Origin of the sequence: Variovorax sp. W1I1 (genome assembly GCF_030815625.1) — a bacterium.
In the GTDB taxonomy this organism is placed as follows: Bacteria; Pseudomonadota; Gammaproteobacteria; order Burkholderiales; family Burkholderiaceae_C; genus Variovorax; species Variovorax paradoxus_C.
Genome location: NZ_JAUSWZ010000001.1, coordinates 414,657 through 430,226, shown reverse-complemented (window position 1 = coordinate 430,226; position 15,570 = coordinate 414,657). Strand labels below are relative to the sequence as shown.

The window sequence follows — 15,570 nt, the reverse complement described above, 5'->3', positions numbered from 1 at the left end:
ATGTCCTCGGTTCTAGCGTTCGGGTGACCGCGAACCAAAATGCAGCTGCCCCGGCATCGCCAGCGTCCTTGGCTTGCTCAGACAGGCGCAGCGCATACCTGTGTGCATCCTGTCCGTGACGGAGCGCCAGCTCGTGCGACTCACGACCGACTTCGACATAGTCCACTGTTGCAGGTGCCGGGCAATTTTCTGGCTTCATGGCGAAGGTCTGGTTGTGGCCGATTGTGCCCCTTGCCGTAGGCCAAACATGGCCGCGAAAGCTGACGTCTATCCCAGAAAAAGCAGGCGCTGCTTGGGCGCTGCATCAAGGAGAGCTGCAGTCCGGCCAGCGCATGCTGAGGCTCCCTCAACTCGATGGGAGACCATCATGGGATCAGTAAACACTGCAACCTGCCAAGTGCCCTGGAACAAGGGCAAGATCGTCGGCCAGAAGGCCCCTTTCAAGCTCAAGGACATTTGGGCGCTGCGGGTGCGGCTGCAACTTGAGGGCCGAGTGCGCGAGCTGGCTCTCTTCAACTTGGGCCTGGACAGCAAGCTGCGCGGCTGCGATCTTGTCAGCCTGAAGGTCAGGGACGTCTGCCACGGGGAGCAGGTTGCACCACGGGCGACGGTGATGCAGCACAAGACCCAGCGTCCGGTGCAGTTTGAGCTCACGCCTGGAACCCGAGAGGCTGTGCATGCGTGGATCCAGCGCACCGGCCTGCGATCGGACGACTTCCTGTTCCCGAGCCGAATGCACGGCTCGCCGCACCTCGGCACCCGGCAGTACGCCCGCATTCTGGGTGGCTGGGTCAGAGAGCTTGGACTAGATCCTGCCGATTACGGAACTCACTCGATGCGGCGGACGAAGGCTACGCTGATCTACCGGCGGACGAGAAACCTTCGTGCGGTGCAGTTGCTGCTCGGCCATTCGAAGCTCGAGTCGACCGTCAGATACCTGGGCATCGAGGTGGATGACGCCCTGGAGATCTCGGAGCAGACAGAAATCTGAGCGAGCGTCGATTGAGCAGCGCAGATCCGTCCTCCTTGCTGCGGCGGTGAGGCGGATCAATGCGCTGCCGGATGGCTCGATTGCAGCGCACAGCAGACATTCAGCGGGCCGCGCCGACTGACCGCAACCAGTCTGGAGCGGGCATACCTGAAGGGCGGCTACGCAGCGATTGCCGCTAGTCGCTTTTGTGATCCGAATGTCCCGTCGTGGCGACATAGAGGCCACTTGTCTAACCTTACTCCGACTGACCGCTCAATAGCAAAGCCAGGCTCTTCACCCCGCCGTTCAGCATAGTGTCGTACCAGCCTTGCGGCTCAAGTCGTCGACATCTGCCAGCACGCCCCGCAGGCATCCGCACGATACGCCGCTCATTGATGTCCTCCTTTGTGTGCGTTTGCAGTCGTGGTGGGTCGCCTATCGCTGCGGAATCGCTCTCGCCAAAGCAGCCATGTAGGGTGGCAGACCCGCGGCGAGCGCGTTTGTGCGAATCAAAGCCGAGTCTGTCTCGCGCAGGCGTAGACGCCCAGTGGCAAGCGCCACCAGCATTTCCGGGAGCGCGTCACCTGTCCCAACAGGCCACCCCGCAATTTCGGCAAGCACGATTTCCAGGATCCGATTGCTGTAGCCAGCATCCACTTCGTACATCAGATCGCTCTTTCTGGCGGCCCGAAGCAGGCATGCCTTGAGCACGCCATCGTTGAAGGTCATAAAGGCCTCGGGCGTCAAGAGGATGTGGCCATAAACGGACTGCGCAAGTGGCACGGTGTCATTGGTTTTCCTGCTCAGATCGTTGCTGCCCGAACGGGCAGCGGCGAACAAGTTGGACACGACTGCAAAAACGTCCGCCTGTGAAATGTCTCCAGTGCCTGCAGCCGTGTCGAGGTAAACAAAGTCCCGCTGAATGGCGAGTGGGCCGGTGAGCCCGGGCCAGAAAAGCCCGTTCCTGGCAGTGATCTCTGTGGACAGAACCTGGCGACGAGCCTCCAACTCCACGATCTGCTGGCTCCCGAGATCGTTCAGAAGATCGAGTTCTTCTGCCCATGGATTTTTGTCGGCGCCGCGGATCGGCAGTGCCACCTTGCGCGCATCCCGATAGGTAAAAGTGTCAGCGCCGCGCTCGCCAAACCCGAGAAACATCTTGATGTCCCGATACTGCTCTGGCGTCTCGGCGATAGTTAGCGCCGAAACGTAGGCGACGTTCCCGTTGTTCACTTTAGACCGGAGCGAGGCGTTGATCTGGCGGGCAACCGTGTGGCTGGAAAGGCAGCCGAAAACAACAAGAACGCCCTGACCTTCGCCCAGCGCAGGATGAGCCGCAAGGTCTGGCCAGTCGATGAAGCTGGCGTGCGCGACCGCAGGGCCGATGCCGGCGTCAGCGATCAAACTCGAAAGCTGGCTCTGGGTAATGCGCACACGTACCACCAGAGCCAGCGGCTGAGGCAAGTAGCGACGCAGATTTCGGATCAAGTCCTTGCGGATTGCCGGGCAAGTGAGGAGATGTGCCTCGTTGATTTCTATGGTTGACGGCCGCGTCGCATCGGGCCGCATGACTACTTCTGTGGCCCTCACTTCGTGCAACTCCGTCAGTGTCGAACGAGTATCGTCAGCCTGCGTGGTTCGGACAAACTTCAGCAGCCGATGATTGCGCTGCTGCAGGAGAAACTGGTCACCCTCAAATTCTGCGAGGATGAAGTCGGAAGCGCACAGCGAGCATCCCACCGCGGGGTGATTCTTCACAGGCTGGTAGCCGAAGCCGCGCTCTGGCGTCACCGTCAAGTCGCAAAGCACGTTGTGCGGGCGAGTCGCTCCCATGGAGCATAGGAAGAATAGCGTGACGATCGAATCCTCGTTTGCCTGCTGGGCCTTTAGGCTTTCCGCAAGCGACCCTGATGTCGTGGCTGAAATGAGGATCACGTCGTTCACAGACAGGCGGCGCATCTTCGACTGCCCCCCATACGAGCTGAACGACCGTGTGGGGACATCGGCTTCCCAGATGCCATGCCTCTTTGCCACGCGCATCATGGCGTAGGCCAGCGAGAGCAGGGGCGCTGTGTCCACAAGGATGCGCTTGGGGCTGCGCGGCGGGAGCGTCGCCAGCGCGAAGATTGCAAGCAAGCCGCACGCGCTTGACGATGTGAGGGTGTTGGCTGCCCGCAGGAACTTGTCCGCGTGCTTATTCGAGCTTTTTCGGAAGTGGACGCCCGGCGGTGCAACGACCAGACCCTCATTGGCATCGAACAGGTGGAACAGCCATCCTTCGCGCAGGGCCGCATCCAGTGGCTTCGCGGCTTCGAACCGGACTTCTGCTGTGTCGGCGTTCCAGTGCAGCATGCTTGCCGTTATCGAAACTGCTCGCGTGGCGGCGTCGACCTGAACCTCGAGCAAGTAGACGCGGCCCGTTTTGGCTGACATGTATGCAGTAGCCCGCTGCAGCGCCACGCCGGCCTTAAGCCTCTCCCGACAGGTCTCGTTGCTCAGAAACGGCGCCGCGATGAAGATGTTGGCTGTACCAGCCCGCTGCTCGAACACTTGTTTGACATCGCTGCCAACAAGTGCGTCGTCGAAAGAGTCCAAGTCATAGACGAGCAGGCAGGCCTCGCCATCGTATTGATTCTCCCGGTACCTCGTGCGTAGCCAGAGACCTTGCGTCTCGTTCTGTTCATTCATGCCAGAGGTACCACAACGCGTACCAGGGACCCGCGCACGAGTTCACGTGGCAATGGGTAGGACGCTATCTTTCTGTCGACATCCAAAAGTGATGCCTTGGGCATGCCGGGCTTGGTCTCGGATGTTTCGGGCTCAAGTTGAAGGCGAAGCTCGCCTTCCAGAAAGCTCCGGTACCCGTGAATGCGTCCAGTGCGAACTTCAAGCATGCCCTGCATCGCCTCCAGAGCGCGAAGCACCTCGTAGAGGCCCATCCCGCGATGGCCGGGCCGCGAATCGGGTATGGCCTTCGCATTCTCGGAATGCCGGCCCAGACACTTAAGGACGATGGCGTACTCGACCTCAACAGGCACATGCGAGCCGAGTTCAAAACGTCGAACCGTGTCCGCCTGCTTGTCGCCGATGACGACCGGCTCGCCCCTGGCCTGGCCGCGCAGCAGCTGTCGTCGATAGGAGTTGTAGTAGCCGATGCCCGAGTCGAAGACGGTGAACTCCAGGCATGGGACCGGCGGCAGGTCAGCGGCGGCACGCTTCGGCAATCTACGATTCTCGAGGATACGCTTTACCAGCAGCCCCCGAATAGAGTTGGGCCTGAGGACTTTGCCTTCGAAGTCCGTCTTGGCATGGTCATCCGTGTTCTCCAGCAGTTCACGGAGGATAACGGCCAGCGCCAACCGCAGCCTGGACAGCTTCTCAGCCTTGAACCCCGCCCCGTGCTGGGCATACACAAGATCGTCGATGAGCGACTCAAAGTCCGCCTCCGGTCTGAGCCTGCGTGTGGAAGGTTCGTAGAGATCCACCGGGAGGCTTGGTCGCTCAAAGTCCAGGCACATGACGACCTGGCGATCAGTAAACATGTCAGCGCTGAGTTTGTGATTCAGTACCCTGGCGCGGGCACGGTCAAAGACACCCGGGGAAAGATGTGCGTCCTCGGGTGCTGTGTGGTCTGCATTGTTCAAGCACAGGGCCACGGCGGCCAGAGGATGAACCGAGGGCGAATCCAGCAAACGTCGCGCAGCGGCTGTGTGCCAGAAGAACTTCAATGTGGCAGCGTCGTGCGCCAGGGTGATCAGGCGCTGAATCGCGAGAGCCTCTACTCCCGGTAGCGCGAAGCGTTCATCGCTAAGGTAGCTCTCCGGAACGTCTATGGAAATGTCGCACCCGGCTGCGAGAACCGGTGCCGCTGTAGCGAGTTCCGGAAGCGAAAGGTTGACAGGTGACGGGAGGCCAGACATGTCTCGGATCGTACGTCAGGTCGCTGAAATGATGTCTGCTCATAGTGAGAACTGCTGTCCGACGTTTGAGCGGCGATCGCTTCGCAAGAGTCATGCGTCGACCCTGGGTCGACACCACGCGATCAACGCGCATTGCAGTGATGGGCACAAGCTCACCGCACGGATCGCCCGCATCACGCGCATCACGCGCATCACGCGCATCACGCGCGCGTGGAGTGTCATTCAGGCACGAGGACGTACGCGGGGGTATAGAGACTACCTCCCCCGAAGAAGTCGCCGTAGCTCGTCCTCCGATGCGGGTGCCGTAAGCTGCGAATCGCCTTGACGACGTCAGACCACGGAAGGACGCGCGCGTTCTGGACTGCGTCTCCGAGGTCGCCCAGCCCCACGGTCTGTAGAGCGTGGCCATCCATCGCTGTCGGTGCAAGGTGGGGCTGCGATAGATCGACCTGGAAATAGAGGTCGTCCTGCTCTTCACCGATGAGAGGGAACCAATGTGTGCGGAAGTCTTCGCCGAGCTCCAACACGTTTCTCACTACTGGGAATCCAGCAAAACAGGGCAGTCCGTGCTGTTCAGCCCTTTGCGCGAACTCGAAGAGCTCCGCGTTGAGCTTCCCGAGTAACATCGCTTCTCTCCAGACCTTTGGTCGGCGAGCAAATACCACCAGCACTCTCATGCGCCGCCCGGCATGGACCTCATCCGCGACGGTGTTGCCTTCCCTAGTAGACCAGAAGTACATCGGCGCGGCGGCGCCGAAACGTTGCCGAAGGTACGTGACGACGGTTGGCAGGATCGAGTATTCCGCCGTCCGTTCAGAGAAGAAGCTCGTCATTGGCGCGTGGCCGCTCTCGGCGATGCCTAGGCTTTGCCAAGACGATCAGCCGCCAAGCCCCTCATCTAGCGCCACCTTCACGCAGCGCGTTCAACCAGGCGCGGACGTGGTCGCCGTTGTTGAACCTGTCCTGGAACAGGATGCGCCTGCGGTCGACGACTTCGCCCCAACTGCGGTCCGCGGCGTCCAACGACGCTTCGGCAGCGGCAGGGTTGCCATGCCAAACAGCTTCCATGTTGCACGCCCATCGCAGGTATTGCATCCAGGACTGTTTCAGCCAAGGCGTGCCGGTGCCGCTGCGGATGATTTCCAAGATGCGTGCTTCGGACGGGTTGTTGGCCATATCCCTGCCATCAAACCATCCGTGCCGAAGAAGCAGCGCGACGTCGGCTTCGCGCAGTCGAGCCAGCAGCGGCCCTTCATTCCAGTACGCAACCTGTCGGCCTCCCGGCTCTTCCTCCTGCCACCGCCCCGGGGAGAAGCGCCGCAGGTTCATGAACTTGCCGGTAGAGATGTCCGTCGCGCCCGCAAACTTCCACAGTACGAGGTCGTGACACGCGAAGGCTACGTGGACGCGCATTTCCGCCGAGAGAAGCCGAACTAGATGGACCGCAGTCGGTAGGCCGGCGTCGTCCCTTAGTGGTTCTCGAGGGGCCACGTCCTCGTTGAGAAACGTCAGGTAAATGCGTTCGCAAGAACAGCGCGAGAGGATCGAGGCGATTGCCATCGCCCGAGCTGGGTTCGCTAGATCCCGAAGGCTCACGATGGCGGTTAGCATCGTCTGGATGCCATGCCCATCCGCATGGCGTTTGGTGGCGTCGGCCACCTCCACCATCAGCGAGTAGTAGTCGTCCGTGAACACCCTTGGGCACAGCGCCGGTGAGCAGACGACATCCACGCCCAATTGGGCAGCCTGCTCAACAATCTCGCGTCCTCGCTGACTCCACCAACCGGCGTCCGCATGATCGGCCGTCGCATAGTCGGCAGAGAAGTAGGCCCACTGGTCCATTTTTCCCTTTTCGACCGCCGGGTTGTACATCTGCGAGTCGAGGATGATCTCAAGCTCATCGCGAAGCTCACCAAGGCGCGCAAGCCGCGCCTGCACGTCCGTGGGACCATCGTTGACTGGACTGAGAACGAGCCCCGAGTACGCGCCAATATCCTCTTCTTCAAGGAGGTTCCACGAATCGTGGCCGAGCTGCAGATAGGAGGCCATAGGTTCCTCTTAGGGTTGCTTCAGTGACTCGATGAACTCGGAAGGCCGGCGGTAGCGAGCGATAGGCCACGGCTTGAGCGCTCTGATGAGGCAGCCGAAGCCAAGTACCTGCAACCGCAGGGCATTTGCCGCTGGCATCTCTTGCCTCGCCGCCACGCTAACGATGGCATCGTGGATGGTCTTGCCTTGCGCCAAGAATGGGTGATGACCGAGCAGACACTCGGCCAGAACGATGGCCAAGCCGAACTGGTCTGTGCGCCAGTCAATCAGGGCCTTGTCGTTGGTGAGTTGCTCGGGTGATGCGTATGCAGGCGTCCCGGGGCCCATGTTGAGGAACGCCTGGGTGAGCGTAGGTTGATCCAGCATCCGCACGATGCCGAAGTCGGTGAGCACGGGCGCCCCGTCCGTCCGGAACATGATGTTGGCCGGCTTGATGTCACGGTGCACGAGCTTCTTGTCGTTCAAATGCTCCAGCACCTCGGCCAGCGTGACGGCTATTCCGCGCAGGACCGCCGGTGGAGGCAAGCCTCCCTTCAGCCTGCTTTCAAGCGTGCCGTCCGCGAGATACTCCTCGCAGACCACCCAAAGCTGCAGGCCGCCGTAGGTGAAGGGGAACGCCTCGAAGAGCCTAGCAATCGCAGGGTGTGAACAGTCTTGAAGAGCCGCAGTTTCACGGATCAGACGCTCCGGGCTTCCTGTTACGGCAGCCAGCTTGAGCGCGAAGGAAGTCTGCGCATTCTTAGCAAGATAGGCGCTTTTGAACGCCCCCTTCCCAAGCTCGCCGTGGAACTCAAACCCGCGCTTCTTGCATAGGTCTGCTGCGGCCGCGCTTAGGTCTAGTGCAGCGCTCATCTGGCAGCATGTTGAAGTGCTCGTGAGCTTGCTCGCGCAGCCACCGGAGCAATGCATCCTGCTCGGCAGCCTCGATGAGCACCTGCACGGCTGAGCCGTCGAAAGAACATAGTCCCACTCCTCTCAACTCAAACTCTTCTCGATCCCGCATGGCTCTGCTGGCCACATGCTCGGGAACGATGACGTAAGACTTGTTGGCGTACGCAGTGCTGCGATACGCCTGGTGAAACGCGCGTTTCCAGTTGTCGAGCTTCGCCTCGAACGCGACGAGGCCCTTGCGCCGATTCCTCGCGAGGACATCGACAAAGCCTGCGCGATGGTCCCACTCGGTGGTGATCTGCACACGTCCGAACGCGGTTCGGCCCTTGGCCAGCTTACCGACGAACTTATCCACAAAGTCCGCTTCGGTCGCGAACTCGGAATGGCCCCCCGTCCGTGTTCTTTCATGAGTCATTGGAGCACTCTAAGGCTGCTTTGGGTTAAGTTTAGCAAGCCGCTCATCGCGGCCCTCGATATTGGCTGCACCGTTGCAGCTATGCGCCAGAAATGACGATGAATCGCGCCCAGACTACCTGACTAACGCGCCGGCAGTCCTCGAGTGCCCTCAGCCCGGTATGACAGCAATGACGCGGTATTCCTAAGGGCTGTGCCAACCCGCGTCCGGCCGTGGCATGAGCTGCTGCAGCCAGGCGGTCAAAGGCCGCATGAGCGGCGATTCTCGACTGACCGCTTAGTACGGACGCCGCCACTCACCGGGAGCGACTCTATGTCGCAGATCAGTCTGATGCGGTCGTTTGCGACAACTGCACGACGGATATCGCAACAACGCGCCACGAAGAATTGCAGTCGGTTCTTGGTTATGAAACCTAGTCAGCTGAACTATCTGACTCGTCTGCCACGCCTCGTCACTCGATCAAAAGTAAAGACATGCTCCTGAGGTGCCTCGACGCAGCAGCCGAAGAGTCTGCGTCGCTCGTTGCCCTCGCCATAGCGCAGTTCAACCGCAGCAGCGCATACGGGGCAAGTGGCACTGTATCGGACCATGCCGATGATGCGCGCGTTGCCGTCCTTGAAGCTCTCCAACTGGGCTGGCGCCTCGCTCCACCCCAGCAGAACGTCCGCGACAGGAATGATCCGATCCGCCAGTAGCCACCAAAGGCTGCGAATCGAGTTCCAGAGCACCCAGCCTAGCCCGGCACCAAAGACTAGGAAGGCCAGATCCGCCGTAATGACCTGCCGCCTCACAAAAAGCATCAGCCATACAGTCGCCACCAAGCCGGCCACGCATACCATCGGCGCGAGGCCAGTGCACGCAAACAGCAGGCCTCGAAGCGACTTTGTCCTAAACCAACCACTCCCAAAGAGCGGGCGCGCCAGCCATGACGGCCTCACAGTACCGGCTACCGCGTAGTCGTACGCTATCTGCGCGTCATCCGCACTCAACCTCGTCTCAACCGGTTCGTTGCCGCTTTGCGCGTCAATGACCTCCACCGGGGGCGCCAACGAATACGGCTCCAAAGACCATTGCGCACGGTGGCGACCCGAGGGTGAGCGCTTGCAGACTCGCAGCGCATGTTGAAGGCCTTGCTGCACAAAGAATGCCTCTTGGTCGGCAGCTCGACTTGAGAGGTACTTTTCCAGGTTGGCACTCTTGATCTTCTTGGAGGCGGCGTCGAAGTCGTCGCACTCAGGCCATTGGCATGCCTGGGCGAGGTCGAGCGCATCGAACTCCAATTGCTGCAAATCAGTGGAGCCCGCGACCTTGATCGACTCAGCCGCCAAAGCCCGCAACAGCGTCAGCGCCTTGGCCTCGTCACGCTGAGTTGCGAGCCAATCGCGAAAACACGGCAGCAATTCCCGCACAGCCGGCAACCCGTTGGCAACCGGTTGGTGGCTGGTTGGTGAGAGTTCGGATCGCAACACTGGGGCACCTCAACTCAACTCTTGGAGCCCCTATGTTGTCACTGTTTGCACTGCACGCCTCGAATCGCTTCGTCCACATCACAGAAGTCGAGCGTGGCCTTGCCTGCAACTGCCGATGCGCCATTTGCGGCGAGGTCGTCCTTGCACGCCAGGGGGACAAGCGCGAACACCATTTCGCACATAGCTCCAACATCGAGCCGTGTGCATCCGACTACGAGTCGGATCTGCACCGCTTTGCTAAACGCGTGATTCTTGAGGCAGGTGGCCTTGTTGTGCCAGTGACTGCGGCCGCAGCACAAGCTCTTGGCTTTAGCGACGACCGGGCCTCTTCCATCCTCTTGGCGTGCACGGACATCAAAGAAGAAGTTGCCATTGACGATCGGCGACCCGACTTGCTCGCGACCACAACGGATGGTGTCGGCGTGGCAATCGAGATCGCCTACTCCTCCTTCTGCGACATGGAGAAGCGGCGGGCATACGAGAACATGCACCTACCTGCACTCGAGATCGACCTGCGGGTATTCACACCCTCCGCTTTTGACGTGACACAGGTCAAACGAGTCGTCCTGGAAGACACCGCTTGCAAGTATTGGCTCTGGCCGGACCGCCTGGAGGGCTCGGCGATGGTGGAGCAACTACCGACATTGCCGCCTGCTGCGCTGGCAGCGCAGCGACAGTTCCTGCCCGAAGAAATCGTGACGATCCGTGGACGCTGGATCTCGATCAAGGAACTCCCCAGTGGCGACATCGCCATCAAAGCGGTGCGGTTCGACCCTGAAATCGTCTCAGCAGTGCGCACAGTCGCCCGGGCTCACTATGGGCGATACCGCGAGGCGCATCACAACTGGGTGATTCCTCGCTTTCGGGCAGAGGCCGCTCGCGCACAGCTGCGGGAAATCGCCTCAGCCACGTAGCCACGATGCAAAAACCTCGGCGAAGGTGTCCCAAAATTTCAATCGACTTTAATTTTATCCGGGTACATATACCCGAATTATCTGGAAAAAATCCGGAATTTTTGACCGTTTGCGACAGTCAAAAACACCGTCTCAGCGGTGCCGCAAGAGGTCAAAGTAGCGCCAAGCTGTTGATTTCAAAGGAGTTGGAGTTCCATTCCCAGTGAAAAAAATTCCAAACTCAGTGAAAACCGACAAGTAGCTTTTGCCTATCAACGCGATGAAAACTCAAGGGAACCCTTGGTTTAGCACTCCCTCTAACCGAGTGCTAATATGGCCAATACAAAGGAGTTTCCCCTGATGACAACGCTGTCTGGAGTCTCTGCCAACCAGCTGGCCGTCGCCAATCCATGGTCGATGGTCCCCCCGCTGGGCAACCTGGATGCTTACATTTCGGCCGCCAACCGCCTGCCGCTGCTCACGCTCGAAGAAGAGCAGGGCTTCGCTCGCAAGCTGCGCGACCAGAACGACCTCGACGCCGCGGGTGCACTGATCCTGTCGCACCTGCGCCTCGTGGTTTCCATTTCCCGCCAATACCTGGGCTACGGGCTGCCGCACGGCGACCTGATCCAGGAAGGCAATGTCGGCCTCATGAAGGCCGTGAAGCGCTTCGACCCCGATCAAGGTGTGCGGCTGGTGAGCTACGCCATGCACTGGATCAAGGCCGAGATTCACGAGTACATCCTGAAGAACTGGCGCATGGTCAAGGTCGCCACGACCAAGGCCCAGCGCAAGCTGTTCTTCAACCTGCGCTCGATGAAGCAGGGCTTCAAGGCCGATTCGGCCGCGTCCGACAACGGCACGCACCGCGAAACGCTGAGCCCCGACGAGGTGTCGCAGATGGCGACCCGGCTGAACGTCAAGCCCGAAGAAGTGCTTGAGATGGAAACCCGACTGTCGGGCGGCGACGTGCTGCTCGATCCGGGTCCGTCGGACGACGGCGACGAAGCCTTCGGCCCGATCGCCTATCTGGCCGACGCCACGCAGGAGCCGACCGCTCTACTCGAATCGCAGCAGCGCGACCGCCTGTCGAGCGACGGCATCGCGACCGCGCTCGAAGCGCTGGACGACCGCAGCCGCCGCATCGTCGAAGAGCGCTGGCTCAAGGTCAACGACGACGGCTCGGGCGGCATGACGCTGCACGACCTGGCTGCGGTGTACGGCGTGAGCGCCGAGCGCATCCGCCAGATCGAAGTCGCTGCGATGAAGAAGATGAAGAAGGCACTGGCGGACTACGCGTAAGCCACCCTCTCCCAGCAAAAAGCCCGGCAGTGCCGGGCTTTTTCATGGGCCTTTGGAAAGCGTCCGCAAGGCTCGCTTGGCGATATACCGCGTCGCATCGGTGTCCGATTCAGCGACCCATCGTTTGCACAGCTTCTCGACCCACTCCCCTTGCGTCTTGCTCGCATCATTGAGCCAGTTCGCCACCGAGTTCTGCACGTAGCGACTGCTGTCTGCCCTCAGCGGCTCGATCAACGGCAATGCGCGCCAGGGCTCGGCCTTGAGCGCCTCGATCTGCGCGCACCACACGCCGCGTGGACGCGTGAGTTCGCTGGCGAAGCGGCGGATGTTGGGATCGGCGTCGAACACCCAAGGCTGCAGCAGCACGAGCGCTTCGTCCAGCGACGCGATGACCGCGTCCCGCACAGCCATCCAGGCGATCTCGCGCACGCCGAAATGCGAGTCGGCGGCGAAGCGGCGCACCGCTTCGAGCTGCGCCGGCAAAGGCAATCCGGAGAGCGTGACCCACTGCGCGGCCCAGCAGCGCGCCACATCGCTCGCGTGCGTGGCCAGCCGGTGCGCGACGGCATCGCGCTCGGCGTGCAGCGACGTCAGGTCGTAGAGCGCGCGGGCGATATGGGTGTGCCGCTGCATCGGCTTGAAGGCGCCGAGCATGGCGATGGTGTCCACCAGACGTTCGCTTGTTGCATCGAGTCCGACGTGCCCTGCCACGCTGCGCGCCAACTGCGGCAGTTCAAGCGCCAGGAATTCGTTGAGATTGACGGTCTCGAGCAGTCCGTCGTTGAGAGCCCGCAGTACCTCGGGCGGAATGAGTGCGATACGAAAGGCGCCTTTGCGCGTCTTCAGGTGATCGACCGACGCAACAACAGCGACAGCGGCATCCACGCGCCGTCCCTCCTCAGGAACCCAGCAGCGTCTTCAGGTCCGACACCATCGACGGCACGCCCGCACCATAGCGCGCGTAGAGCCGCAGCCGGCCCTGCGGGTCGTAGATGAAGCTCGCGGCCGAGTGGTCCATCGAATAGCTGGTGGGCGTCTTGCCGTCGACCTTCTTGTAGTAGACCTTGAAGTCCTTGGCCGTTGCGACGAGCTCGTCGGGCGTCGGGATCAGCGCGACGAAGTTCGGGTCGAACGCGCCCATGTAGGCTTTCATCACCTCGGCCGTATCGCGCGCCGGATCGACGGTGACGAACAGCACCTGCAGCTTGTCGCCGTCCTTGCCGAGCTGCTGCTTGACCTGCGCCATCTCGGTCATCGTGGTTGGGCAGACGTCGGGGCATTGGGCATAGCCGAAGAACAGCACGACCACCTTGCCCTTGAAGTCGGCCATGGTGCGGATCTTGCCGTCAGCGTCCTTCAGCGAGAAGTCCTTGGCGTAGTCGGCACCGGTGATGTCGACTGCATTGAAGCTCTGCTTGGTCTCGCTGCAAGCTGCGAGCCCTACGCCCAGTGCCGCCACGGCCATGCTGCCGGCGATCAGTTGGAGAGCCTTGCGCTTGTTCATGGGACGAGGGGTGTTCGATTCAATGGAGGTAGTGATCGACGAGCAGCGCCAGGAACAGCACGCTCAAATGGATCAGCGAAAAGCGGAAGGTCTTGCGCGCGAGCGTGTCGGAGTAGTTGCGCCAGAGCGCGAACGCATAGCCCGTGAAACCGATGCTCACGGCCACGGCGACCGCCAGGTACAGCCAGCCGCTCATGCCGTAGATGAAGGGCATGAGGCAGGCCGCGAAAAGAATGAAGGTATAGAGCAGCACCTGCAGCCGCGTGAACTCGTTGCCGTGCGTGACCGGCAGCATCGGCAGCCCCGCCTTGCGGTAGTCCTCGACGCGGTAGAGCGCCAGCGCCCAGAAGTGCGGCGGCGTCCACAGGAAGATGATGAGAAAGAGGATCAGCGCCTCCGGGCCGACATCGCCCGTCATCGCAGCCCAGCCCAGCACCGGCGGCATCGCGCCCGAGGCACCGCCGATCACGATGTTCTGCGGCGTCAGCGGCTTGAGGATCACGGTGTAGATCACCGCATAGCCGACGAAGGTGGCGAAGGTCAGCCACATGGTGAGCGGGTTGACGGTGAACCACAGCAGCGCCGAACCCGCCGCGCACAGGAGCGCCGAGAACACCAGCGCCTGCAGGTCGCTGAGCTGCCCGCGCGCCGTGGGACGCCACGCGGTGCGCTTCATCTTGGCGTCGATGCCCTTCTCGACCAGGCAGTTGAACGCCGCCGCCGCACCGGCCACCAGCCAGATGCCGAGGCACGCGAGCACGGCGCGCTGCACGTCGAACCACGAGGGCAAGCCGGGCACGGCGAGCACCATGCCGATCAGCGCGCAGAACACGATCAGCTGCACCACGCGCGGCTTGGTCAGCGCGTAGAACTGGCGCAGCACGTTCGCGGTGCTGGTGTGCTGAACGGGGATCGGGGTGCTCACGCGGGGGCTTTCTTCGAGGTGGGGGTCGTGGAGGTACCGCGTGCATTGTCGTCGGCACGAACGGTGGCGGTCGCGGCGGCTTCACGGCGACTCTCGCACAGGGCCCAGGTCAGCACCACGGCCAGCGCCGCGGCACCGCCGGTGTGGAGCACGGCGGCGGCCAGCGGCCAGCCGAGCAGCACGTTGCCAAGACCCGTGGCGAGTTGGAGCAAAGCGAGGCCCGCCAGCCAATGGGCCTGGGGGCGTAGCGCGTCGATGCGGCGCAGGCGCCAGGCGAGCACGCCGAGTGCGACGAAGACCGCGTAGGCCATCAGCCGATGCGCGTAGTGGATCGCGGTGAGCGCCGAGAAATCGAGTGGCTGGCCATCGCCGGTCACACCGAGGTGGCGCCAGATCTCGAAGCCCTGCGCGAAATTCATCGGCGGCCACCAGCTGCCCTGGCAAGTCGGGAACTGAGTGCAGGCGAGCACCGCGTAGTTGGTGCTGACCCAACCGCCGAGCGCGATCTGCAGCACGAGCAAGACGGTGGTCGCGATGAGGCCGTTGCGCAGGGCCGGGGATACTGGCGTGGGCAGGCGGTCTGCAGCAGCCTGCCGGTAGTGAACGGCCTGCAAGCAAAGCAACGCAAGCAGCACGATGGCGCCGAGCAGATGCAAGGTGACGATCGCGGGAAAGAGCTTCCAGGTGACGGTCATTGCGCCGAAGGCGCCCTGCAGGCTGACCCAGACCAATGTGAATGTGGGCCATCCGGCACTGAGCGTCGCATGGTCGCGGCCATCGACGGGCGGAGCGCCCGTCCACGACTGGCGCAGCCGAACGATCCACGTTGCCACTGCGAGGACAAGAATCAGCACGCCCACACCCGTCGCCAGATAGCGATGAACCATCTCCACCCACGCCTTGCTGTGCGTCACCGGCCCGGTCGGATGGGCCGACTGCGCCATCGCGATCTCGTGCCGCGCGCCGACCGGGCTGGCGTTGCCGTAGCAACCGGGCCAGTCGGGACAGCCGAGGCCCGAATCGGTCAGGCGCGTGAAGGCGCCGAACAGCGTGAGGTCGAAGGTGAGGAACAGCGTGAGCACCGTCAGCGCATGCAGCCGCCGCGCCGGGCCATGGCCCGCGTTGCGGCGCCACACCCAGACGAGCGGCCCGAGCGCGATCAGCACGCCGGCCGCCATCAGCCAGGCGATCGGTGCGAGGTCGTAAAGGGAGCTCGTGTCCGTCATGGGCAA

At 61.9% G+C, this 15,570-nt stretch carries 14 protein-coding genes; 3 read left to right on the top strand and 11 right to left on the bottom strand.

All coding sequences use genetic code 11. From position 1 onward, the window contains the following. Nucleotides 1–367 precede the first annotated feature (367 nt). Nucleotides 368–991: a tyrosine-type recombinase/integrase gene (locus QFZ83_RS02065; protein ID WP_307502030.1), complete on the top strand. Its 624-nt coding sequence runs from the start codon at nt 368–370 to the stop codon at nt 989–991. 414 nt (nt 992–1,405) lie between these two features. Here the strand turns inward: QFZ83_RS02065 and QFZ83_RS02060 are convergent, their stop codons facing one another. From QFZ83_RS02060 to QFZ83_RS02030, 7 genes are all read right to left on the bottom strand, one after another. Beyond that, the gene (locus QFZ83_RS02060; RefSeq protein ID WP_307502025.1) at nt 1,406–3,658 is read right to left on the bottom strand and encodes a hypothetical protein; all 2,253 of its coding nucleotides are present in this window, start codon (nt 3,656–3,658) and stop codon (nt 1,406–1,408) included. Next, nucleotides 3,655–4,890 (bottom strand): hypothetical protein, encoded by a 1,236-nt coding sequence (locus QFZ83_RS02055; protein ID WP_307502022.1) that lies wholly within the window; start codon nt 4,888–4,890, stop codon nt 3,655–3,657. The genes QFZ83_RS02060 and QFZ83_RS02055 overlap by 4 nt, the downstream gene beginning before the upstream one ends. A gap of 218 nt (nt 4,891–5,108) precedes the next feature. Beyond that, nucleotides 5,109–5,723: a hypothetical protein gene (locus tag QFZ83_RS02050; RefSeq protein WP_307502019.1), complete on the bottom strand. Its 615-nt coding sequence runs from the start codon at nt 5,721–5,723 to the stop codon at nt 5,109–5,111. Between the two features lie 61 nt (nt 5,724–5,784). Continuing rightward, nucleotides 5,785–6,939: a hypothetical protein gene (locus tag QFZ83_RS02045; protein WP_307502016.1), complete on the bottom strand. Its 1,155-nt coding sequence runs from the start codon at nt 6,937–6,939 to the stop codon at nt 5,785–5,787. A 9-nt stretch (nt 6,940–6,948) separates the two neighbouring features. Continuing rightward, a complete protein-coding gene (locus QFZ83_RS02040; protein WP_307502013.1) occupies nt 6,949–7,791 on the bottom strand; it encodes a serine/threonine-protein kinase in 843 nt (280 codons plus the stop codon). Next, nucleotides 7,730–8,245, bottom strand: coding sequence for a hypothetical protein (locus QFZ83_RS02035; RefSeq protein WP_307502010.1), 516 nt, complete (start codon nt 8,243–8,245; stop codon nt 7,730–7,732). The genes QFZ83_RS02040 and QFZ83_RS02035 overlap by 62 nt, the downstream gene beginning before the upstream one ends. A gap of 425 nt (nt 8,246–8,670) precedes the next feature. Continuing rightward, entirely contained in the window at nt 8,671–9,711 is a 1,041-nt protein-coding gene (locus tag QFZ83_RS02030) for a hypothetical protein (protein WP_307502008.1), read from the bottom strand. A gap of 35 nt (nt 9,712–9,746) precedes the next feature. Between QFZ83_RS02030 and QFZ83_RS02025 the strand changes: the two genes are divergently transcribed. Both QFZ83_RS02025 and rpoH read left to right on the top strand, forming a co-directional pair. Further along, entirely contained in the window at nt 9,747–10,628 is an 882-nt protein-coding gene (locus QFZ83_RS02025; RefSeq protein ID WP_307502004.1) for a competence protein CoiA family protein, read from the top strand. A 339-nt stretch (nt 10,629–10,967) separates the two neighbouring features. Next, on the top strand, nt 10,968–11,909 hold the full coding sequence (gene rpoH / locus QFZ83_RS02020; protein ID WP_042582807.1) for an RNA polymerase sigma factor RpoH: 942 nt from the start codon (nt 10,968–10,970) through the stop codon (nt 11,907–11,909). A gap of 42 nt (nt 11,910–11,951) precedes the next feature. Here the strand turns inward: rpoH and QFZ83_RS02015 are convergent, their stop codons facing one another. Genes QFZ83_RS02015 through QFZ83_RS02000 form a run of 4 tightly spaced genes read right to left on the bottom strand, consistent with a single transcriptional unit; the run spans nt 11,952 to nt 15,564 of the window. Further along, on the bottom strand, nt 11,952–12,794 hold the full coding sequence (locus QFZ83_RS02015; RefSeq protein ID WP_307502001.1) for a DNA alkylation repair protein: 843 nt from the start codon (nt 12,792–12,794) through the stop codon (nt 11,952–11,954). Between the two features lie 13 nt (nt 12,795–12,807). Continuing rightward, a complete protein-coding gene (locus QFZ83_RS02010; protein WP_307502000.1) occupies nt 12,808–13,413 on the bottom strand; it encodes an SCO family protein in 606 nt (201 codons plus the stop codon). 19 nt (nt 13,414–13,432) lie between these two features. Then, the gene (cyoE, locus tag QFZ83_RS02005) at nt 13,433–14,338 is read right to left on the bottom strand and encodes a heme o synthase (protein WP_307501996.1); all 906 of its coding nucleotides are present in this window, start codon (nt 14,336–14,338) and stop codon (nt 13,433–13,435) included. After that, nucleotides 14,335–15,564, bottom strand: coding sequence for a heme A synthase (locus QFZ83_RS02000; RefSeq protein WP_307501992.1), 1,230 nt, complete (start codon nt 15,562–15,564; stop codon nt 14,335–14,337). Before QFZ83_RS02000 ends, cyoE begins: the two co-directional genes overlap by 4 nt. Between the last annotated feature and the right edge of the window lie 6 nt (nt 15,565–15,570).